Source organism: Curtobacterium sp. MCBD17_023 (assembly GCF_003224415.1).
GTDB lineage: Bacteria > Actinomycetota > Actinomycetes > Actinomycetales > Microbacteriaceae > Curtobacterium.
Window position 1 is genome coordinate 108,661 of sequence record NZ_QKLJ01000004.1, and the last position, 20,679, is coordinate 129,339.

The following is a 20,679-nucleotide window of genomic DNA, read 5'->3' on the forward strand; positions in this document are numbered from 1 at the left end:
CGCGCCGGCTCGGGGCTGCGCGGCCGCACAGGAAGGCGCACGACCGGCTCGCACCCGCCCCGACGGTGCGGCCGGGAGGCACGGATCGCCTCCCAGCGCACCCCCGGGTCACGATCCGGTCACGTCCGCCGACCCCGTGGTCGTCAGTCGCGCGGCTGGAGGTCCTGCGGCCGGACGAGGTACATGTCCGGCGTCGCCTGGACGATGTCGCCGTGCCGGCCGTCGCCCTCGTGGTGCTCACCACGGACCAGGTCACCCCGTCCGACCGCGATGAGCGCCACGTCGTGCAGCGACGCGGTGCCCGGCTTGAGGTAGTCGTTGTGCCCGAACGGCTGTCGGAACACGTCGCCGCCTCCGTCCGGGTCGTCCGCGACGAGGAGGTCGAGCCGTGCCGCCCCGAACGCGGCGAGGCCCGGGTCGGTCCCGAAGAAGCCGGTCCCGGCGACCGGGTCCCAGTGCGCTCCGCCGACGTACACCTGCCCCGGGGTCACCGCGAGTTGGTCGGCCGTGGTGACCGCGCTGCCGGGCGACCCCAGCATGGTGAGGCTGTCGACCGTGACCCGCCCCGACGAGAGTGCGATCATCGCCGTGGTGGACCCGTACGAGTGCGCCACGACGCCGAGCCGTGGCTCGTGGCCGGTGCGGACGGATCGGATGCCGTCGAGCGTCCGGACGAGTCGGTCCGCCCCGAGGTGCGCGAGGTCGAGCGACATGAAGTCGGAGATGCCCGGCGTGCGGTAGCCCATCCAGGCCAGGACCGCCACCCCGGGTCCGTCCGCGGGTGCCGCGACGGGGGCGACGGTCGCCTGCTCCCGGTACACGTCACCGGCGGTCGCGGTGAAGTCCGCCATCTGCCCGTTCACGGTGAAGAAGATGCCCGGGACGACGACCGACACGTGCCCGGCCGTCCCGATGTCACCGACCGAGATCGCGCACCGACCGCTCCCCCGCGTGTCCAGCGTGACGAGGTACTTGCGCGGGTCGCCGGGCTCCTGCTCGAGCGATTCCTGCACCTGTCCGAGCATCGCGGCCAGCGCCGTCGGGGCCTGCGGGTCGGCGAGTTCCGACGTCAGCACCGCTCGGTTCGCCGCGTCCCGCACGTCGAAGGGGACCCCGTCGAGGTTGCCGAGGACCGCCGGGGCGTCGTCGGTGAGGACGGTCCGCGTCGCGGGTGAGAGCGCCGACCACCACGCCGTCACCGTGCTGCTGGTGGGCGGGTCGTCCATCGCGGTGGTGAGGACCCGGCCGTCGGCGTCGGCCGCGCGCAGGACGGTCGGCGGTGCCGCCGCGAGCACCTCGAGCCAGCGCTGCCCGGTGGCGTCGGCGAGAGCGTCGACGGCTCCGTCCCGTCCCTGCTCGGGAGGCGCGTGTCGCATGGGCGCGGACGAGGTCGCCTGGACGACGGCGACGGCGGGCACGGCCGGGGCCTCGACCACTCCCTGCGAGTGCATCGAGGCGGTCAGCAGCGCCGCGGCGAAGAGCAGCAAACGGGTCTCCCCCTGGAAGGCCAGCCTGTCGTTCCCCTGCAGACGACAGGTGATGCGCTGTCGAGTGTATGGAGAACGGCCCTTCGGGGGTCATGCGGGATGCAACTTGCCCCCCGTACTGGGGACAGGCCCTGGCGCGTCGCAGCAGCCGGATCCCGCTCCGGTGTGCATGCGTCCGCATCAGGTCGCGGGCTTCTCCGCGTCGTCCGGCACCGCCTCGTCCGGCACCGCGTCGTCCGGGGCCGGATCGGCGAGCGCTGCCGGCCCCTCGGTGACGAGGACCGCGAACTGCGCCGCGTCGATGACCCGCACGCCGAGCTGCTCGGCCTTGGTCAGCTTCGACCCCGCACCCGGCCCGGCGGCGACGAAGTCGGTCTTCTTGCTGACGCTCGACGCGGCCTTCCCGCCCGCGGCCATGATCGCCTCGAGCGCGCCCTCCCGCGTGAAGCCCTCTAGCGATCCCGTGGCGACGACGGTCACGCCGCTGAGCACACCGCCCTCGGCGACGGCTGCGCCCGGGCCCGGGTGGCCGGGGGTGGTGAGCTGCACGCCGGCCGCGGTCCACCGGTCGATGATCTCGCGGTGCCAGTCGACCTCGAACCAGTCGAGGAGGGCGTCCGCGATGATGCCGCCGACGCCGTCGACCGCCGCCAGGTCCTCCCGCGAGGAGGACCGGATCGCGTCGAGCGACCCGAAGTGGTTCGCCAGCGCGCGGGCCGCCACGGGTCCCACGTGCCGGATGTTCAGGCCGACCAGGATCCGCCACAGCGGCCTCGTCTTCGCGGCGTCGATGTTCGCGAGCATCTCGAACGCGTTCTTCGAGGGGTAGCGGCCCGGCGCCCCCGTGTAGTCGGCGCCGCGGGCCTCGGGGTCGAACGGCGGGTCGGTCTTCTTGCGTGCCCGGCTGAACGGGGTGACGCGCTTCGGGGCGCCGCCGTCCTCGGTCTTCTCCATGCCGGTCTCGGCGTCCCGCACGATGACCTCGATGGGGACGATGTCCTCCATCGTCAGGTCGAAGAGCCCGGCCTCCGTCACCAGGGGCGGCGTCTCCGGGTACACCGGTTGGGTCAGGGCGGCGGCGGCGACCTCACCGAGGCCCTCGATGTCGAGCGACCCGCGCGATGCGATGTGCTCCACCCGCCCGCGCACCTGCGCCGGGCAGCTCTCCGCGTTCGGGCAGCGGAGGTCGATGTCCCCCTCCTTCGCCGGACGGAGCGGGGTACCGCACTCGGGGCAGTCCGTCGGCATCACGAACTCGCGCTCGGTGCCGTCGCGGAGCTCCACCACGGGGCCGAGGACCTCGGGGATGACGTCGCCGGCCTTGCGGAGCACGACGGTGTCGCCGATCAGCACGCCCTTCGCCTTGACGACCTGCTGGTTGTGCAGCGTCGCCTGTCGCACGACCGAGCCGGCGACCTCGGCCGGGGCCATCGACGCGAACGGTGTCGCGCGCCCGGTCCGTCCGACGCTCACGACGATGTCGAGCAGCTTCGTGTGGACCTCCTCCGGCGGGTACTTGTACGCGATCGCCCAGCGCGGCGCGCGGGAGGTCGAGCCGAGCTCCTCGTGCAGGGCCAGGTCGTCGACCTTGATGACGATGCCGTCGATCTGGTGCTCGACCGCCGACCGGCGCTCCCCGTAGTCCGTGACGAACCCCAGGACGTCCTCGATCGAGTCGAACACGCGGTGGTGCGTGCCGGTCGGCAGTCCCCACTCGTGCAGGAGCTCGTACACCTCGGACTGGGCGCGGACGTCGGTGTCCCGCTCGAGGTCCCGCACCGGCCAGGCACCGATACCGTGCACGAGCATCCGGAGTCGGCGGAGGCGGTCGACCATGAGCTCGCGCTTCGCCGGGGACTTGCCCTCCTCCTTCTGGCGCAGGGAGCCCGCTGCTGCGTTGCGGGGGTTGGCGAACACGCGTTCGCCGGCGTCGCGCTGCCGGGCGTTCAGCTCGTCGAACTGCGCGACCGGGAAGAAGATCTCGCCCCGGACCTCCACGAGAGGCGGGTGTCCGGTGCCGGCGAGCCGGTCCGGGATGGTGCCCATCGTCCGGACGTTGCCGGTGACGTCCTCACCGACGACGCCGTCCCCACGGGTCGCCGCCGAGACGAGCCGGCCGTGCTCGTACCGCAGGTTGATCGCGAGGCCGTCGATCTTCAGCTCCGTGAGGAACCGCACGCGCTCGGTCCCGGCGTCCCGCTGGACCTTGAGCGCCCAGTCGGTCAGTTCCTCCGGGCTGAACACGTTGTCGAGACTGAGCATGCGTTCCGCGTGCTCCACCGGCGCGAACTGCGTCGTCTGGGCCTGCCCGCCGACGGTCTGCGTCGGGCTGTCCTCGGTGAGCAGCTCGGGGAAGCGCTGCTCGATCGCGTCGAGCCGGCGCATCATCGCGTCGTACTCGGCGTCGGCGACGGGGGAACCGTTGCCCTCGTAGTAGGCGTGACGCAGCTCGGTGACACGGGCGCGGAGCCGGTCGACCTCCCGAGCGGCCTGCGCGGCGTCGAGCCCCGCGGGGTCGATGGTCTCGAAGGTCGCGTCGGTCTCGCTCATGCAGTCAGTTCTACCGTGCTCCACCGACGCCGCGCGCAGCAGCGGTGCGCCCGTCCGGGGGCGTGGAGCGCCGGATCAGGCGGGGACGGGAGCGGCCGACACCGTGGTGTCGATCGTGCACTGCCCGAGCACCCGGGTGCCGACGTACACGACCGCGGTCTGCCCGGGTGCGACGCCGGACAGGGGCTCGTCGGGCTCGATCACGAGGGCGCCGTCCTCGACCCGCGCGGTCGCCGGCTCGGGGTCGGCGTGGGCGCGGATCTGCACGTCGCACCGGAACGGCGTCGACGGGTCGGACGGGGCCGTTCCCGCCCAGGTGTACCGGGTGCCGGAGAGCGAGGCGACGTCGAGGGCCTCCTTCGGGCCGACCACGACGGTGTTGTCCTTCGGACGGATCTCGAGCACGAAGCGGGGCTTGCCGTCGGCTGCGGGACGGCCGAGGGCCAGGCCGCGACGCTGTCCGACGGTGTACCCGGTGGCGCCCTCGTGGGAGCCGACCACCGTGCCGTCGCGCTCCACGACCTCGCCGGGCGCGGTGCCGACACGGTCCGCCAGCCAGCCGCGGGTGTCGCCGTCCGGGATGAAGCAGATGTCGTAGGAGTCGGGCTTCTGCGCGACCGTCAGCCCGCGCGCCGCCGCCTCGGCCCGGACCTCGTCCTTGGACGGGGTGGCGCCCAGCGGGAACATCGCGTGCCGGAGCTGCTCGGCGGTCAGCACGCCGAGGACGTACGACTGGTCCTTGGCCCACGCCGCTGAGCGGTGCAGCTCGCGCGAGCCGTCGGCGCCGGTGACGATCGAGGCGTAGTGCCCGGTGCAGACCGCGTCGAAGCCGAGGGCGAGGGCCTTCTCGAGCAGCGCGGCGAACTTGATGCGCTCGTTGCACCGCATGCACGGGTTCGGGGTGCGCCCCGCCTGGTACTCGGCCACGAAGTCGTCGACGACGTCCTCCTTGAAGCGCGCCGAGAAGTCCCACACGTAGTACGGGATGCCGAGTGCGGCGGCGGCCCGCTGGGCGTCCATCGAGTCCTCGATGGTGCAGCAGCCGCGACTGCCGGTCCGGAGGGTGCCCGGCATCCGGCTCAGGGCGAGGTGCACGCCGACGACGTCGTGGCCGGCGTCGACCGCCCGGGCAGCGGCCACCGCCGAGTCGACCCCACCGCTCATCGCCGCCAGAACACGCATGCGTCCAGGGTAACTCCGACACCGGCGTACCGTTGCTCGACGATGACGAGCACCCCGAACGACGGCTTCGACCTCCGTGGCGTCCTGCTGTCCGGTTTCCTGCCCGCGGCGCTCTTCGCGATCGGCGAGGGCGCGATCATCCCGATCATCCCGATCGCCGCGGATTCCCTCGGGGCGAGCCTCGCGATCGCCGGCTTCGTCGCGTCCCTCATCCTCGTCGGCGAGCTCATCGGCGACGTGCCCTCCGGGGTCGTCGTCGCGCGGATCGGCGAACGGAACGCGATGATCGGCGCCGCGGTCGTGTCGGTCGTCGGCCTGCTCGTCTGCACGGCAGCGCCGAACCCGGTCGTGCTCGCGGTCGGGGTCTTCCTGGTCGGCCTGTCGACGGCGGTGTTCGCGCTCGCCCGGCACGCCTACCTGACCACCGCGATCCCGCTCCGGATCCGGGCCCGCGCGCTGTCGAGCCTGGGCGGGGTGTTCCGCTTCGGCTACTTCGTCGGCCCGTTCCTCGCCGCGGGCGTCGTGCACCTCACGGGGACGACGCAGAGCGCGTTCTGGGTGCACGTGGTGTGCTGTCTCGGCGCGGCCGTCGTGCTCCTCGTCATCCGCGACCCGGCGACGGGCGCGCGCGGCCTGCAGTGGCCGCGCCGCGCCTCCCGGCCGGCGCCCGCGGAGCACGAGGGCGAGCAGTTCGTGCAGGCGGAGTCCGAGGGGCTGTTCGGCACCCTCCGTCAGCACCACCGGGTCCTCGTCCGGCTCGGCAGCGGTGCCGCGCTCATCGGCGCGATGCGGGCGGGCCGCCAGGTGATCCTGCCGCTCTGGGCGGTCAACGTCGGACTCGACGACTCGGCGGCCGCGCTCGTGATCGGCATCGCCGGGGCGGTCGACTTCGCGCTGTTCTACACGAGCGGCCAGATCATGGACCGGTGGGGCCGGTTGGCGAGCGCCCTGCCCTGCTTGCTCGGCCTGAGCGTCTGTTACTTCCTGCTCGCCGGGAGTGACCACCTCGACGCCCGGGTCGGTTGGTTCGTCGCGGTGGCGATGGCGATGTCGCTCGCGAACGGCGTCGGCTCCGGCATCCTCATGACGCTCGGTGCCGACCTCGCGCCCGCCGACCGTCCGGCTCCGTTCCTCGGGGCGTGGCGGTTCACCGGGGACGTCGGTTCCGCGGCAGCCCCGCTCGTCATCTCGGGTGTCACCGCGGTCGCGACGATCGCGGTCGCGAGCGGGGTGATGGGCGTGCTCGGGCTCGTCGGTGCCGGCGTCCTGCTCCGCTACGTGCCGCGCTACCTGCCCCGCACGCTGCGCTGAGCGGCGCCGCCCCGGCGGTGTCCCGCCGCGGGTGGCCGGCCGGCCGGCGGGTGGCCCACTGCGGCTCCGCCACGGGCCCTCCTGCGTACACTGGTGCGGCCAGCGGGAGTGGTGGAATCGGTAGACACGCAGGATTTAGGTTCCTGTGCTTCGGCGTGAGGGTTCGAGTCCCTCCTTCCGCACCGGGTGACGCGGGACCGACGGTCCCGGTCCGGAAGCCGGCGTTCGTCGATCGACGTCAGCCTGACGACGGATGGCCAGGACATGCCCGCACGGTACCCTCGGTCCGGCGGGTGCCATCCGCCCTCGTCCGCCGACCGGAAGAACCATGGACTCCGTCGCACTCGCCCTGATCCCCTGGCTGGATCCGCAGTACATCCTCGACCACTTCGGGGCGTTCGCCGTGCTCGTCGTCTGCGCCATCATCTTCGCCGAGACGGGCCTGCTGGTCGGGTTCATCTTCCCCGGGGACAGCCTGCTCGTCATCACGGGCCTGTTCGCCTTCGACCGCCACGGGCAGATCGGCGGCATCCCGATCTGGGTCGTCGCGCTCATGATCGGCGCCGCCGCGTTCATCGGCGGCGAGCTCGGGTACTACATCGGCAAGAAGGCCGGACCGCCCATCTTCGAGCGCAAGGACAGCGGTCTGTTCTCGAAGGCGAACGTCGACCGGACGAACGCGTTCTTCCACCGGTACGGGGCCCTCGCGGTGATCCTCGCCCGCTTCGTCCCCGTCGTCCGGACCTTCGCGCCGATCGCCGCCGGCGTCGGCCGGATGAACTACCGGAAGTACTCGCTGTACAACGCCGTCGGGGCGGTCATCTGGGGCGTCGGCGTGACGTTCCTCGGGTACTTCCTCGGGTACATCCCCGCGGTGGCGTACATCGTGCGCAACTACATCGACGTGATCCTGCTCGCCGCCGTCGTCGTCACGGTGGTCCCCGCCGTCATCACGTACGTCCGCAACTCCCGCAAGGCGAAGCAGGCCGACCCGCTGCCGTAGCCGCCGCAGTGGCCGACGGACGCCGGCCCGACGGACGGACGCCGGCCCGACCGAGGCCGGCGCGAGCTGGACCAGCACAACACGAACCGGCTCGAACCACGGAGATCCGCGGTTCGAGCCGGTTCGTGTTGTGCCCGTCCGATCGGCACCGGGCACCGGGCACCGGGCACCCCGCCAACCGCGAGCGGCTACCGCTCGGCGCCCTCGAACCACTCGCGGACGATCGGCGCGATGCCCCGGAACGCCTTCGACCGGTGGCTCAGCGCGTTCTTCTCGGCGCGGGTCAGCTCCGCTGCCGACCCCTCCGCGTCGTCCGGCCGGAACACCGGGTCGTAGCCGTGGCCGCCGTCACCGACCGGCTCGGTGCCGACCTCGCCGTTCCACACCGCCTCGAACACGTGCTCGGTGCCGGAGGGCGTCACGAACGCGGCCGCGCAGACGAAGGCCGCGGTCCGCTCGACCACACCCTCCAGGTTCTGCAGCAGCAGCGCGATGTTGTCCGCGTCCACCCGGGTGCCGGCGTACCGGGCGGAGTGGATGCCCGGCGCACCCCCGAGCGCGTCGACCGCGATGCCGGAGTCGTCCGCGAGCGCGGGCAGCCCCGTGTGGGCGACCGCAGCCCGGGCCTTGATGAGCGCGTTCGCCGCGTAGGTGTCGCCGTCCTCGACCGGCTCGGGGCCGTCGTACGCGACGAGCTCGACCCCGCCGAGTGCCTCGCCGAGGATCTCCCGCAGCTCGACGACCTTGCCCTGGTTGTGCGTCGCGAGGACGACCGTGCCGGTCACGAGGACAGCCCCAGCACCTCGCGCTGAACGGCCGCGAGCGAGGCGTTGCCCGCGAGTCCGAGGTCGAGCAGCGCGTCGAGCTCCTCGCGGTCGAACGGCGCGTGCTCCGCCGTGCCCTGCACCTCGATGAACTTCCCCGACCCGGTCGTGACGATGTTCATGTCGGTGTCGGCGCGCGAGTCCTCCTCGTACGCCAGGTCGAGCATCGGCACCCCGCCGACGATCCCGACCGAGATCGCCTGCACGCTGTCCGTCAGCGGCGTCGCCTTCTTGCCGATGAAGCCCTTCGACCGGCCCCACTCGATCGCGTCGGCCATCGCGACGTACGCGCCGGTGATCGACGCCGTGCGGGTGCCGCCGTCGGCCTGCAGCACGTCGCAGTCGAGGACGAGCGTGTTCTCGCCCAGGCCCTTCATGTCGACGACCGCGCGGAGCGACCGGCCGATCAGTCGCGAGATCTCGTGCGTGCGGCCGCCGACCTTGCCCTTGATCGACTCGCGCTGCATGCGTTCGTTCGTCGACCGCGGGAGCATCGAGTACTCGGCGGTGACCCAGCCGGTGCCCTTGCCGGCCATCCAGCGCGGGACACCGTTCGTGAACGAGGCGGTGCAGAGCACCTTCGTGTTCCCGAACGAGATGAGCGCGCTGCCCTCGGCCTGGCTGCTCCAGCCGCGTTCGATCGTCACGGGGCGGTGGTCGGTGGTCGTCCGACCGTCGATGCGGACGGGTCCGTCGGTGGCGTTCATGGTGTTCCTCTCGGTCCGGCCTGGAGGCTCGGTGCGGGTGGTCCGGTCGGTCGCGCGCCCGCCGGGTGGCGGGCCGGGCAAGGTCAGCGCAGGGCGCGTGGGAGCGTGATGGTGCCGGTCTCGAGGTGGCCGACGGCGGCGACCTCGGGTCCGAGGAAGCGACGGGCGAGCCGGACGAAGCCGTCGGGGTCGGCACCGGTGGCCTCGAACGAATGGCTCGGCGGCTCGGTGCTCGTGCGCTCGAGCCCGTGTTCGACCAGGCGGCGGTAGACGTCGCTCGCGGTCTCCTCGGCGCTGGAGACGAGCGTGACGTCCGGCCCCATCACGTACTGGATCGCGGCCGACATGAGCGGGTAGTGCGTGCAGCCGAGGACGAGGGTGTCGACCCCGGCGTCCCGGACCGGGGCGAGGTACCCGGCGGCGACCTCGCGGAGTTCGGCGGACGAGGTGTCGCCCGCCTCGACGAACTCGACGAACCGCGGGCACGCGGCCGTGGTGAGGGTGACGTCGGCGGCGACCGCGAAGGCGTCCTCGTAGGCGCGGGACGCGATGGTGCCGATCGTGCCGATGACCCCGATCCGTCCGGTGCGGGTCTGCTTGACGGCCGCGCGGGCCGCGGGCTGGATGACCTCGACGACCGGGATGCCCGTCGCCTGCTCGTACCGTTCGCGGGCGTCCCGGAGCACCGCCGAGGACGCGGTGTTGCACGCGATGACGAGTGCCTTGACGCCCTGGTCGACGAGGTCGTCCATCACCTGCAGCGCGTACCGCCGGACGTCCGCGATCGGCTTCGGGCCGTACGGCGAGTGCAGGGTGTCCCCGACGTAGCGGACGCTCTCGCGGGGCAGCTGGTCGATGATCGCCCGGGCCACCGTGAGCCCGCCGACGCCGCTGTCGAAGACTCCGATCGGTGCATCCGTCACGGTGACCAGCGTACCGACGCCACCGACGGGGCGGACGCGCACCGGACCTCCCGGCGGTCCCTGGCCGGGCGGCGGGCCCGCTGGGTAGGGTCGGACGCGTGACCACCGCGCTCCTGACCGACCAGTACGAACTCACCATGGTCGACGCCGCGTTGAAGGACGGCACCGCCGACCGCCGCTGCGTCTTCGAGGTGTTCGCCCGCCGCCTGCCGGACGGGCGCCGGTACGGCGTCGCGGCCGGACTCGGGCGCTTCCTCACCCAGCTCACCGAGTTCCGCTTCGGCGACGAGGAGATCGGCTTCCTCCGGGACCGCCGCGTCATCGACGAGGGCACGGCGCGCTGGCTCGCCGACTACCGCTTCAGGGGGGACGTCCGCGCCTACCGCGAGGGCGAGGTGTTCTTCCCGAACTCCCCCGTGCTGCAGATCGAGGGCACCTTCGCCGAGGCCGTGATGCTCGAGACGCTCGCGCTGAGCGTGTTCAACGCCGACTCGGCCATCGCCTCCGCAGCCGCCCGGATGGTGTCCGCCGCCGACCGACGCCCGCTCGCCGAGATGGGCTCCCGCCGCACCGGCGAGTGGAACGCCGTGGCCGCCGCCCGTGCCGCCTACATCGCGGGCTTCGGCGCGACGAGCAACCTGGAGGCCGGGCGGACGTGGGGCATCCCGACGATGGGCACGGCCGCGCACGCCTTCACGCTCCTGCACGACACCGAGGAGGCTGCGTTCCGCTCGCAGATCGACGCGCTCGGCACCGGCACGACGCTGCTCGTCGACACCTACGACATCGAGGCCGCCGTCGACACCGCCGTCCGGTTGACGAACGGCAAGCTCGGCGCCGTCCGCATCGACAGCGGCGACCTGCCGTCGGTCGTCGCGAGCGTCCGCGCCCAACTCGACCGGCTCGGGGCGACCAGCACGAAGATCACCGTGACGAACGACCTGGACGAGTACACGATCGCCGCGCTCCGGGCCGCCCCGGTGGACTCGTACGGCGTCGGCACGTCCGTCGTCTCCGGCTCCGGGCACCCCGCCGCGGGCATGGTGTTCAAGCTCGTCGCGCACCACTCCCCCGCCGGCGAGTGGGTCCCGGTGGCGAAGAAGTCGGCCGACAAGGCGTCCACGGGCGGCCGCAAGGAGGCCGGCCGTCGCCTGCGCAACGGGATCGCGACCGCCGAGGTCGTGCTGACCTCCGGATCCGTCGGACCGGACGAGCGGGACCTGCTCGTCCCCGTGGTGACCTCCGGTGAGGTCGACCCCGCGTTCCTCGGCGCCGCCGGGGTCGAGGCGGCCCGGGCGCACCACAAGCGCGCGAAGGCCGAGCTGCCGGCGGACGCCGAGCGCATCGGTCGCGGCGATCCGGCCATCCCGACGCTCGTCATCTGAGCGCGCGGGTGCCGGGCGGCGGGGGTCCTACTCGGACTTCATCTTCTCGTAGATGGCCTTGCAGTCCGGGCAGACCGGGAACTTCTCCGGGTCGCGGCCCGGGATCCACTTCTTGCCGCAGAGCGCCTTGACGGCCTTGCCGGTCAGGGCGGACTCGAGGATCTTGTCCTTCTTGACGTAGTGCGAGAACCGCTCGTGGTCGCCGGGCTCGATCGCCTCCTCTTCCAGGAGCTTCTCGAGTTCGCGGTCCATCACGTCGAGGCCGCCACCACCGGGTTCCGTCGTGCTCATGACACCAGCGTACGTCGCCGTCCGCGGACGCGCTGCCCTCCGGTCTCGTCGAGGGCCCTGCGGACGGTCAGTTCCGCTGCGCGGCGGCCAGGAGGTCCGGGCCGCGTCGGTCGAACACTGCGCCGCCGACGACGACCCCGAGCACGAGCACCGCCAGGCCGACGCCCGCGCCGATCCACATCGCCGGCCACGGGTCGCCGCCGTCGAGCAGGACGTGGACCGCCGACCACCCGGCCGGGACCATGCAGGCCAGCGTGCCGAGGACCATCAGCGTCTGTGCGACCGTCGCCGTGGCACCCGCCGCCTGGGGCTGGTGGAAGGGGTGGTCGCCCGGTCGGACCGTCGGGTAGGCCAGGGCCACCGACACGACGCTCGACAGGCCGAGCCCGCCGAGCAGCGCACTCGCCGAGACACCGACGAGCAGCGGGAACGCGTCCGGGTCCCCGTACAGCCGAGCCGACACCGCGGCACCGAGGACGAGCAGCGGGACACCGACGACGATGAGCGGCACGAGACGCCCGAGGCGGTCGGTCCACCCCGGGGCACCCGAGGCGACGTGCAGCCAGACGGCCGTGTTGTCGTACGAGACGTCGTTGTGCGGCAGGAACCCGGCGATGAGCGCCATGAGCGGCAGCGGCGCGAGCGCGGTCCATGCCCACGGCACACCGGCCACGCCGAGCGGCACCACCACGAGCGGCACGAACACCAGGATGAGGTACGAGCTCCGGTAGCGCGGGTCCCGTCCCCAGTACGTCAGCGCCCGGGCGGCGACCGCGCCGAACGGGGTGGCACCGAGCCGGTCGAACCAGCCGAGGGTGCGGTAGTGCCGGCTCCGGCTCCGGCCCTGTACCGTGACGAGCAGCCGCCCCACGAGGGCCCACCAGGCGAGGGCGAGCAGCCCGACGACGACGAGCGCGACCAGCAGCTTGCCGGCGGCCGACCCCACGTCCCCGTTCGCGGCGTCCGCGGGGACGGCCCACGCCGCTCCCCACGGCGTCCAGCCGGCGACGTCCGCGATGCGCTGCAGTTCCGCGCCAGCGGGCTCGACCCACGCCGGGCGGAGCAGCAGCGGGACCGTCGGGACCGACAGCACGACCACGACGAACGTCACGAACCAGGCGGCGTCCCGGGCGCGGTGCGCGGCGAAGAGCCAGGCGCCGACGGTGCTGCCGACCCGGATGAGCAGAGCGTTCGTCGCGATGACCAGGACCGCGGCGAGCACCCCGAGGAGCGCCGGCCCGGCTCCACGGCTCCACGTCACCACCTGGCCGACGGCGAGCACCGCCACCGCGAGCACCGGGACGCCGAGGAGCCCGGCCAGGCCGAGTCCGACGGCGAGGTCCCGGCGGGAGATGCCGTGCACGAGGAAGCGTCGCGGGTCGAGCGGGTCCGCGACCCCGACGGCGAGGGACACGAAGGTGCACCCGACGGCGACGGCGGCCCCGACCAGGACCACGACGGCGCGGGCGGCCGCGGGGTCCGCTCCGCGGAGGCCTCCGAAGACGGACGCGACCCAGACGGCGACGACGAGTGCGACGAGGCTGCCGACCACCACGGCCACGGACCGTCGGGCTCCCCCGCGGACCTCGCCCGCGAGCAGGTCGGCCCTCAGCCGGAGAAGCTGTGCAACCATTCCATGCTCTCCGTGACGGGGCGGCCTCCGGCGAGTTCGACGAAGGTGTCCTCGAGGCTGCGGCGCCCGCGGACCTGCGCCATGGTGCCGGCGGCCAGGACCTTCCCGCCGACGATGATCGCCACGGAGTCGCAGGTGCGCTGGACCAGTTCCATCGAGTGGCTGGAGAGCACGACGGTGCCGCCCCCCGCGGTGTAGCGGCGGAGGATGTCGGTGATGGTCGTCGCGCTGACCGGGTCGACGGACTCGAACGGTTCGTCGAGCACCAGCACGCGCGGCGAGTGGATGAGGGTGGCGGCGAGGGCGATCTTCTTCGCCATGCCGACCGAGTAGTCGGCGACCGGGCGGCCGAGCGCGTCGCCGAGACCGAACGCCGCGGCCAGGTCGGCGCTGCGGCTGCGAGCGGTCGCGCCGTCGAGCCCCCGGAGCGTCGCCGAGTAGAACAGCATCTGCGCGCCGGTCAGGCGGTCGAAGAGCCGGAGCCGGTCGGGCAGGACGCCCATCGCCCGCTTCGCCGCGGTCGGGTCGGCCCACACGTCGTGGTCGAGGACGGTGACGGTGCCGGCGTCCGGACGGAGCAGGCCCGTCAGGATCGACAGGGTCGTCGTCTTCCCCGCACCGTTCGGCCCGACCACGCCGAAGATCGAGCCCTTGCGGATCTCGAGGTCGACGTCGTCCGCCGCGAGCGTCTGTCCGTACCGCTTCACGAGGCCGTCGGCGCGGAGCACGACGGGCTGCTGCGGCACGTTCTGCCGGGGCGAGGGGCGCTTCGTCGTCCGCGCTGCCCGGTCGGGCGCACCGGAGGCGCCGGAACCCTCCCGGGCCTCCTGGTCGCCCCGCCCGTCCTCGGGCTCCGCGCGCTCGTCGGCGGTCCGGGACGCGGCCGAACCCTGTGGGCGTGTCGCCCGTCCGGACCGCTTCTTGCCCTTCTTCGTCGGTCGCGGCGCGGGCGTGCTCGTGGCGGCGGCCGCAGCAGCGACGCCGGCTTCCGCGCCGCCCCCTGCCCGCACCGCGCTGCCGGTCGTCTGGTCCGTCATGTCGTCACCCGCGGACGCGTCGTGTGCGCCCGTGTCCCCCGTGTCGTCGTGGTCGCCCGTGCCCGGCCCCGGGGCAGCGGTCGCGTCGTCGTCGTCCTGATCGGCCGTCCATGTGGCGTCCGACGTGCTGTACACGTCGTCGTCTCCCGTTGTTCCTGCCGACACGAGCCCAACCGTACCAACGGTTCCGACCGGTCGGGGAGCCGCGTCCGGCAGGGTCACGAAATGAACACGATGCCGGGCGAGCCGTACCCCGACGCGGCCTGGTTCCGTATCATTCACCGGGACACGACGCAGTGTTCACCACTCGGAAACCTGCCCGCGCCGCGCGGAGCATCCGCCGGTCGGAGCGCGTGTCGCTCCGGATCGCGCGGACTCTCTGCGAACCCGAACCGGCAGCGAGCAGACTCGAAGAGTCCACCCAGCGCCAGAGGGAGCGCGCCCAGCCAGGGCAGCTCCCGGACACCGGCACCGGTGGACACCGGAAGGGACAAGCATGACCACGCAGATCGTCATCCTCGCAGCGGGGATGGGCAGCCGCCTCGGGCGCAGCCTGCCGAAGCCGCTCACCGAGCTCAGCGACGGCCGCACCATCATGCAGCAGCAGTTCGACAACATCCGCGCCGCCTTCGGGTCGAGCGCCCGGGTGACCATCGTCGTCGGCTACAAGTCGGAGTACATCGTCGAGGCCTTCCCGGAGGCGAACTTCGTCTACAACGAGTCCTACGACTCCACGAACACCTCGAAGAGCCTGCTGCGTGCCCTCAAGGCGACCGGCAAGAGCGGCGTCCTCTGGATGAACGGCGACGTCGTCTTCGACCCGATGGCGCTCGTGCGTGCCGCCGACATGATCGACGAGGGCCGCTCGTTCGTCAGCGTCAACACCGAGAAGGTCTCCGACGAAGAGGTCAAGTACACGGTCGACGCCGAGGGCTTCATCGCGAAGCTCTCCAAGAAGGTCGTCGGTGGTCTGGGTGAGGCAGTCGGCATCAACTACGTCTCCGCGGCCGACAAGCAGGCCCTGGTGCGCCAGCTCGGCCGGGTCGACGACCAGGAGTACTTCGAGGGCGGCATCGAAGCTGCCATCGCCGAGGACGGGCTACGCTGGACGCCGATCGACATCTCGGACCTGTACGCGGTCGAGATCGACTTCGCCGAGGACCTCGAGCGCGCGAACGACCTGTTCGCCTGACCGTCGTCAGGACCCCCTGGTCGTCGCCTGCCTCCGGCGTGGTCCCGACCGGAGGGAACCCATGAGCGGAACGCGCACGCACGCCACGGCAGTCGCGGCGTCGCAGTCGCGGTCCCGGGGCACCGGCCGTCGGTACCGGCAGGCGCTCTGGCTGCTGACCGTCCGCGACCTGCGTGTGCGGTACTCGACGTCCGCACTCGGGTACTTCTGGTCGATCCTCGACCCGCTGGTGATGTCGGCGATCTACTGGTTCGTCTTCACGCAGGTCTTCCACCGCGGCTCGGTGGGCGAGGAACCGTACATCGTGTTCCTGCTCGCCGCCCTGCTGCCCTGGATGTGGTTCACCGGCGGCGTCTCGGACTCCACCCGCGCGTTCATCAAGGAGTCGAAGCTCATCCGCTCGACGACGATCCCGCGGAGCATCTGGGTCGCGCGCATCGACGCGTCGAAGGCGATCGAGTTCCTGCTGAGCATCCCGGTGCTCGCCGTGTTCGTGCTCGCGACCGGGGCGCACCTGCACTGGCAGGTCGTGCTCTGGCCGCTCGCGATCGTGCTGCAGGCCACCCTGGTCTACGGCCTCGGGCTCATCGTGGCCCCGCTCGTGGTGTTCTTCCGCGATCTCGAGCGTGCGGTGAAGCTCGTGCTCCGCTTCATGTTCTACGCGTCCCCGATCATCTACGGCACGCAGGCCCTCCCCCCGGCGTTGCACGACCTGGCCGCGATCAACCCGCTCAGCGGCATCTTCGGGATCTACCGCTCGGCGTTCTTCCCGGGTCAGCTCGACTGGGTCGAGGTGCTCGCCTCGGTCGTGGTCACGGCCGTCGTCCTGGCCGTCGGGCTCGTCGTCTTCCGCCGCAGCGAGCACCGCGTCCTCAAGGAGCTGTGATGGCCACCACCGAACCGACCGTCACCGCGAGCACGACCGCCCCGGTGATCTCCGTCACCGACGCCGGCATCCGGTTCAAGCGGAACCGGCGGGCGAGTCGGAGCTTCAAGGACCTGTTCGGACGCGGGCAGCGGCGACGCAAGGCCGACGAGTTCTGGGCGCTGCGGAACGTCTCGTTCGACGTGCGCCCGGGCGAGGCGATCGGCGTGGTGGGTCGGAACGGGCAGGGCAAGTCGACACTGCTGAAGCTCGTGGCGCAGGTCATGCTCCCGGACGAGGGCCGTGTGCACGTCGGGGCCGGCGTCGCGCCGCTCATCGAGATCACCGGTGGGTTCGTCGGGGACCTCACCGTCCGCGACAACGTCTACCTGACGGCGGGTCTGCACGGGATGTCCCGCGCCGAGATCCGGGCCGCGTTCGACGAGGTCATCGCGTTCGCCGAGATCGGCGACTTCGTCGACACCCCGTACAAGCACCTCTCCAGCGGCATGAAGGTCCGGATCGCCTTCGCGGTCATCTCGCGGCTGGACGAACCGGTGATCCTGGTCGACGAGGTCCTGGCGGTCGGCGACAAGGCCTTCCGCGAGAAGTGCTACAAGCGCATCGAGGAGCTCCTGGCGGGCGGGCGGACGCTGTTCTTCGTCTCCCACAGCGACAAGGACCTGCGCCGGTTCTGCGACCGCGGGCTGTACCTGGACAAGGGCCGCCTGCAGTTCGACGGGCCGATCGACGAGGCCCTCGACCGGTACAACGCGGACCACGGGGCCTGAGGCCACTCCTGCACAACCGGGGCCTCCCGCACCGCGCTCCACAGCCCCCGGTCGTCCGGGGGGCTGACGGGGCCCCGGCGTCGGACCCCACCCCTACTGTGCTGCCCATGCACCACCCCACCACCGCGTACCCAGTACCGTTCACCGTCGACCGATCGGCCGCCCCACGGCGGTACGAGATCATCAACACCAGTACCGAGACCCTCGACGGCATCGACCTGACGCACCTCGGGACGGGCTACTCCCCGCCGCTCGTCGTCCGTCGGCTCGAGCCCGGTCGGGGGCTGTCCCTCGCCGTCTTCGGCGCAGGACCGGAGGAGACCGGCGTCGTCATCGTGCGGTGGCGTCGCCCGGACCGGTCCGAGTACCTGTGGCGGATGTCCCTCGCCGGTCCCGGGCTCGCGCCCTGAGCCCGCCGCCGCCCGGACCGGTCAGGAACCGGACCGGGCGGCGGCGACCTCGTGCCAGTGGGCGACGAGGCGGTCGATGGCCGCGTGGAAGCGCGCGGTCGCCGTGCCCGGCGTCGTGTCGCCGAAGTACCGCTGCACCCAGTGGCGGAGTCGCGCGAGCTGCTCGGCGTCGTTCGCGGCGCGCTCCACACGGGCGATGACGTCCCCGGCGTCGTCCGCGCGCAGCCAGTCGGCGTCGGACAGGTACCCGCGCTCGTCCACCTCGGCGTCGGCGGACACCGGTCGGGTCACGAGCAACGGCTTCCCCACGGCCAGGCGGTCGTAGATCATCGCGCTGATGTCGGTGATCGCGACGTCGGCGTCCGCGAGCTGCCAGCCGAGCGTCGGCCCGTCGTCGTACACGTGGTGCGCCGACGGGTCGGCGGCGTTGGCGGCCGCGATCGCAGCGACGATCCGCTCGTGCGCGGCCTTGTACGCGGGGTCGACCACGCCGCTCCGCGGGTGCGGGCGGTACACGAGCCGGTGCTGCGGCGACGCGAGCACACGGTCGGCGATCGTCGTCCCGTGACTCGCGATGGACCCGTAGGCGGCGGCGCCGCGGTCACCCTCCCACGTCGGGGCGTACAACACCACGGTGCGGTCGTCGGACGGGTAGGGCGGCTCCCCCACGAAGTGGTCGGCCTGCGGACGTCCGATGGCGATGGTCCGGGCATCCAGGTCGTAGTCCCACAGCGCGTCGGCGAGTCGGTCCCGGGCGGCGTCACCGGCGATCAAGGCGTAGTCGTACGCCTTGAACTGGTTCGTCGTCATGTACATCTTGTCGCTCTCGCCGTGGTTCACGAAGACGTGCCACATGCGCCCGTACCGCATCATCTGGAAGTTGCGGGCGTTCTGGTTGACGTAGAGCACGGTCTTCGGGGCCTGCTCGGCGACGAACCGCTCGAGGTCCACGACCTGCCGGGCGTAGACGACCGGGACCGGCGACTCGTCGAGCAGCGTGAGCATGGCGCCGGGGCTCCGCGAGATGATCGCGACCCCGCGGTGCCGCGCCAGCTCCGCCAGGGGGCCGTACCACTGCCGGATCTGGTACATGTTCACGGGACCGTCGGCGAAGTACACGGCGATCTCGACCGACCCCGGTGCGGGCCGCGGGACCGAGGGCAGGCGACGGGCCAGCTGCGCGCGGACCTTCCGCGACCGCAGCAGGCGGGCCACGAGACGGATCGCGGTACGGGCGTCCTTGACGATGGCCATGCTCTGCTCCTGCGTGATGGTCGGTCGGTTGATGGTGGTCGTGTCGGGGTCGGGCGAGTCCGGAGCGCGCGCCGGGGCTCAGACGACGGGCGGTCGACCCGCGAGCGTCATCCGGCCGATCGTCAACCATCCCATCACCCGGACCGGCCCGCAGTCCCCGCGCCACCCCTCGGCGACGCCGGCGAACCAGGTGGTGAGGCGCCGCGGGGAGCGCCACCAGCGCAGGACCTGGATGACGGCCCAACTGCCGACGTACAGCGGCCGGAGGACGGCGGGCAGGTTCCGACGGGCGAGCCAGACCCGGTTCCGGGCGTTCAGGCGCACGTACTCACGGTGCCGAGCGGGGTCGATCGCGGGGTGGTTCGCGACGAGCTCCCCCGCGTACCAGGTGCGACGACCGGCGTCCCAGACCCGCCACGCGAGCTCGATCCCCTCGTGCGCGTAGAAGTACTCCGTGCCCCAGCCTCCGACGGCGCGCCAGACGTCCATCGGCAGGACGACGGCGCCCTCCCAGACCGAGAACACCGGAGAACTCTGCTCCGGGTCGCCCTTGCGGATGCGCGGCACCCAGCGTCGGGGGTTCGCGGCGCCGCTCGGGTCGACGACCCGCGGCTGCACGAGCCCGAGCGAAGGGTCCCGCTCGAAGAGCGCGATCGCGTCGCGCAGGAACGTCGGCGACGGCACCGAGGCGTCGTCGTCGAGGAAGAACACGTAGTCGCCGTCGACCGCCGCGGCCCCGGCGTTCCGACCGGCGGGGATCCCGAGGTTCTCCGGCAGTGCCAGCGCCCGGACCCCGTCCGGCAGGTCCACCGGTTCCCACCCGTTCCCGACGCACACGACGTCGAGGTCGACGTCCTGCTGCGCGAGCACGCTGTCCAGGCCACGGCGGAGGTCCTCCGGCCGGGTCCCCTGCGTCAGGCTGACCACGGCGACCCGTGGCCGCTCGCGGTGCGGGACCGCGCGACGCCGATCGGTCCCCGGCATCACGCGCGGACCCGCTTCGACGAGATGATGGCGAGGAAGTGCCCGGCCGTCGCGAGGACCGCGAGCGGCAGGAGCGCCCCGACCAGGACCCGGTCGGCCAGCGGGTGCCCGACGACGAGGGCGACGAGCGCGACCACGAACGTGATGATCGTCAGCTCGACCGAGTGGTACAGACGGTGGAACGGCAGGAACCGCGCCACCCGACGCAGCGTCGCGAGGCGGGCACCGGACGGCACCGTCACCCCGTCGCGGCGGTCGGCGAGCTTCTCCATGCCGCCGTGGGCACGGGCGACGTGCACCATGTCGTTGAGCGCCTTGTTGAGGACGATGACCAGGCCGAGCGCGCAGCCGATCGTCGTCCACATCCAGTCGACGCCCTCGATCGGCCACGTCGCCGCGCGGACGCCGAGCGCGATCGGGATGAGTCCCTCGGTCGTGTAGTGCCCGACCTTGTCGAGGAAGATGCCGGCCGGGGACCGTGTGCCCCGCCAGCGCGCGACCTCGCCGTCGGAGCAGTCGACGAGCATCTGCAGCTGCCCGAGCACGAGGGCGAGCAGCGCGCCCCAGATGCCCGGGATGAGGAGTGCGGCCGCGGTCGACCAGCCGACCAGGATCATCAGGCCGGTGACCTGGTTCGCGCTGACCCGGGTCCGGAGCAGCACCGAGGTCAGGTACGGCGAGATGTCCCGCAGGTACAGCGAGGCCGTCCAGTGCTCCGCGTTCGCCCGGGCGCGGACCTCGTCCGGCTGGGCGACGGCGCGGAGTTCCGCGATCGAGGTGGGGCGTGCGAACCCGCGGCTGTCGGAGGGACCCGGCAGGCCGCCGTTCCCGCGGTCGTCGTCGGCCATGT

General features: G+C 72.4%; 19 protein-coding genes and 1 tRNA gene. 8 read left to right on the forward strand and 12 right to left on the reverse strand.

What is annotated here, in order from left to right; all coding sequences use genetic code 11:
* Positions 1-143: 143 nt before the first annotated feature.
* The 3 genes from DEI84_RS07485 to mnmA form a co-directional block, all read right to left on the reverse strand.
* A complete protein-coding gene (locus tag DEI84_RS07485; protein WP_110890280.1) occupies positions 144-1,487 on the reverse strand; it encodes an alpha/beta hydrolase in 1,344 nt (447 codons plus the stop codon).
* A gap of 180 nt (positions 1,488-1,667) precedes the next feature.
* A complete protein-coding gene (gene ligA / locus DEI84_RS07490) occupies positions 1,668-4,037 on the reverse strand; it encodes an NAD-dependent DNA ligase LigA (protein WP_110890281.1) in 2,370 nt (789 codons plus the stop codon).
* A 75-nt stretch (positions 4,038-4,112) separates the two neighbouring features.
* Positions 4,113-5,219 (reverse strand): tRNA 2-thiouridine(34) synthase MnmA, encoded by a 1,107-nt coding sequence (gene mnmA / locus DEI84_RS07495; protein WP_110890282.1) that lies wholly within the window; start codon positions 5,217-5,219, stop codon positions 4,113-4,115.
* A gap of 42 nt (positions 5,220-5,261) precedes the next feature.
* Here mnmA and DEI84_RS07500 point away from each other — a divergent pair, with 42 nt between their 5' ends.
* From DEI84_RS07500 to DEI84_RS07510, 3 genes are all read left to right on the forward strand, one after another.
* Positions 5,262-6,530 carry an MFS transporter gene (locus DEI84_RS07500; RefSeq protein ID WP_110890283.1) on the forward strand — a complete coding sequence of 423 codons (1,269 nt, stop codon included), beginning with the start codon at positions 5,262-5,264 and terminating at the stop codon, positions 6,528-6,530.
* Positions 6,531-6,632: 102 nt separating this feature from the next.
* A tRNA-Leu gene (locus tag DEI84_RS07505) sits at positions 6,633-6,712 on the forward strand.
* 146 nt (positions 6,713-6,858) lie between these two features.
* Positions 6,859-7,533, forward strand: coding sequence for a DedA family protein (locus DEI84_RS07510; RefSeq protein WP_110823718.1), 675 nt, complete (start codon positions 6,859-6,861; stop codon positions 7,531-7,533).
* A 188-nt stretch (positions 7,534-7,721) separates the two neighbouring features.
* On the opposite strand, the gene rdgB is transcribed toward DEI84_RS07510, so the two are convergent.
* The 3 genes from rdgB to murI form a co-directional block, all read right to left on the reverse strand.
* Positions 7,722-8,318 (reverse strand): RdgB/HAM1 family non-canonical purine NTP pyrophosphatase, encoded by a 597-nt coding sequence (gene rdgB, locus DEI84_RS07515; RefSeq protein WP_110890284.1) that lies wholly within the window; start codon positions 8,316-8,318, stop codon positions 7,722-7,724.
* The gene (gene rph, locus DEI84_RS07520; protein WP_110823716.1) at positions 8,315-9,064 is read right to left on the reverse strand and encodes a ribonuclease PH; all 750 of its coding nucleotides are present in this window, start codon (positions 9,062-9,064) and stop codon (positions 8,315-8,317) included. The genes rdgB and rph overlap by 4 nt, the downstream gene beginning before the upstream one ends.
* Positions 9,065-9,147: 83 nt before the next feature.
* Positions 9,148-9,987: a glutamate racemase gene (gene murI / locus DEI84_RS07525; RefSeq protein WP_110890467.1), complete on the reverse strand. Its 840-nt coding sequence runs from the start codon at positions 9,985-9,987 to the stop codon at positions 9,148-9,150.
* Positions 9,988-10,124: 137 nt separating this feature from the next.
* Between murI and DEI84_RS07530 the strand changes: the two genes are divergently transcribed.
* Positions 10,125-11,372 carry a nicotinate phosphoribosyltransferase gene (locus DEI84_RS07530; protein WP_375537648.1) on the forward strand — a complete coding sequence of 416 codons (1,248 nt, stop codon included), beginning with the start codon at positions 10,125-10,127 and terminating at the stop codon, positions 11,370-11,372.
* Positions 11,373-11,399: 27 nt separating this feature from the next.
* On the opposite strand, the gene DEI84_RS07535 is transcribed toward DEI84_RS07530, so the two are convergent.
* The 3 genes from DEI84_RS07535 to DEI84_RS07545 form a co-directional block, all read right to left on the reverse strand.
* Entirely contained in the window at positions 11,400-11,663 is a 264-nt protein-coding gene (locus DEI84_RS07535; protein WP_110823714.1) for a DUF3039 domain-containing protein, read from the reverse strand.
* Positions 11,664-11,730: 67 nt separating this feature from the next.
* Complete coding sequence (locus DEI84_RS07540; protein WP_146236327.1) at positions 11,731-13,296, reverse strand: ABC transporter permease; 1,566 nt, start codon at positions 13,294-13,296, stop codon at positions 11,731-11,733.
* Positions 13,272-14,498, reverse strand: coding sequence for an ABC transporter ATP-binding protein (locus DEI84_RS07545; RefSeq protein WP_258367429.1), 1,227 nt, complete (start codon positions 14,496-14,498; stop codon positions 13,272-13,274). Before DEI84_RS07545 ends, DEI84_RS07540 begins: the two co-directional genes overlap by 25 nt.
* A gap of 331 nt (positions 14,499-14,829) precedes the next feature.
* Between DEI84_RS07545 and DEI84_RS07550 the strand changes: the two genes are divergently transcribed.
* The 4 genes from DEI84_RS07550 (at position 14,830) to DEI84_RS07565 (ending at position 17,591) form a co-directional block, all read left to right on the forward strand.
* Complete coding sequence (locus tag DEI84_RS07550) at positions 14,830-15,525, forward strand: NTP transferase domain-containing protein (RefSeq protein ID WP_110823712.1); 696 nt, start codon at positions 14,830-14,832, stop codon at positions 15,523-15,525.
* A 61-nt stretch (positions 15,526-15,586) separates the two neighbouring features.
* On the forward strand, positions 15,587-16,411 hold the full coding sequence (locus DEI84_RS07555; protein ID WP_110890287.1) for an ABC transporter permease: 825 nt from the start codon (positions 15,587-15,589) through the stop codon (positions 16,409-16,411).
* Complete coding sequence (locus DEI84_RS07560) at positions 16,411-17,181, forward strand: ABC transporter ATP-binding protein (protein ID WP_110890288.1); 771 nt, start codon at positions 16,411-16,413, stop codon at positions 17,179-17,181. Before DEI84_RS07555 ends, DEI84_RS07560 begins: the two co-directional genes overlap by 1 nt.
* A gap of 107 nt (positions 17,182-17,288) precedes the next feature.
* Positions 17,289-17,591 carry a hypothetical protein gene (locus tag DEI84_RS07565; protein WP_110823709.1) on the forward strand — a complete coding sequence of 101 codons (303 nt, stop codon included), beginning with the start codon at positions 17,289-17,291 and terminating at the stop codon, positions 17,589-17,591.
* Positions 17,592-17,612: 21 nt separating this feature from the next.
* On the opposite strand, the gene DEI84_RS07570 is transcribed toward DEI84_RS07565, so the two are convergent.
* The 3 genes from DEI84_RS07570 to DEI84_RS07580 all read right to left on the reverse strand — a co-directional run bounded on the left by DEI84_RS07570 (position 17,613) and on the right by DEI84_RS07580 (position 20,677).
* A complete protein-coding gene (locus DEI84_RS07570) occupies positions 17,613-18,845 on the reverse strand; it encodes a CDP-glycerol glycerophosphotransferase family protein (protein ID WP_110890289.1) in 1,233 nt (410 codons plus the stop codon).
* Between the two features lie 78 nt (positions 18,846-18,923).
* Positions 18,924-19,829: a glycosyltransferase family 2 protein gene (locus tag DEI84_RS07575; RefSeq protein ID WP_110890290.1), complete on the reverse strand. Its 906-nt coding sequence runs from the start codon at positions 19,827-19,829 to the stop codon at positions 18,924-18,926.
* The gene (locus DEI84_RS07580) at positions 19,829-20,677 is read right to left on the reverse strand and encodes a CDP-alcohol phosphatidyltransferase family protein (RefSeq protein ID WP_110823999.1); all 849 of its coding nucleotides are present in this window, start codon (positions 20,675-20,677) and stop codon (positions 19,829-19,831) included. Before DEI84_RS07580 ends, DEI84_RS07575 begins: the two co-directional genes overlap by 1 nt.
* Positions 20,678-20,679 lie beyond the last annotated feature (2 nt).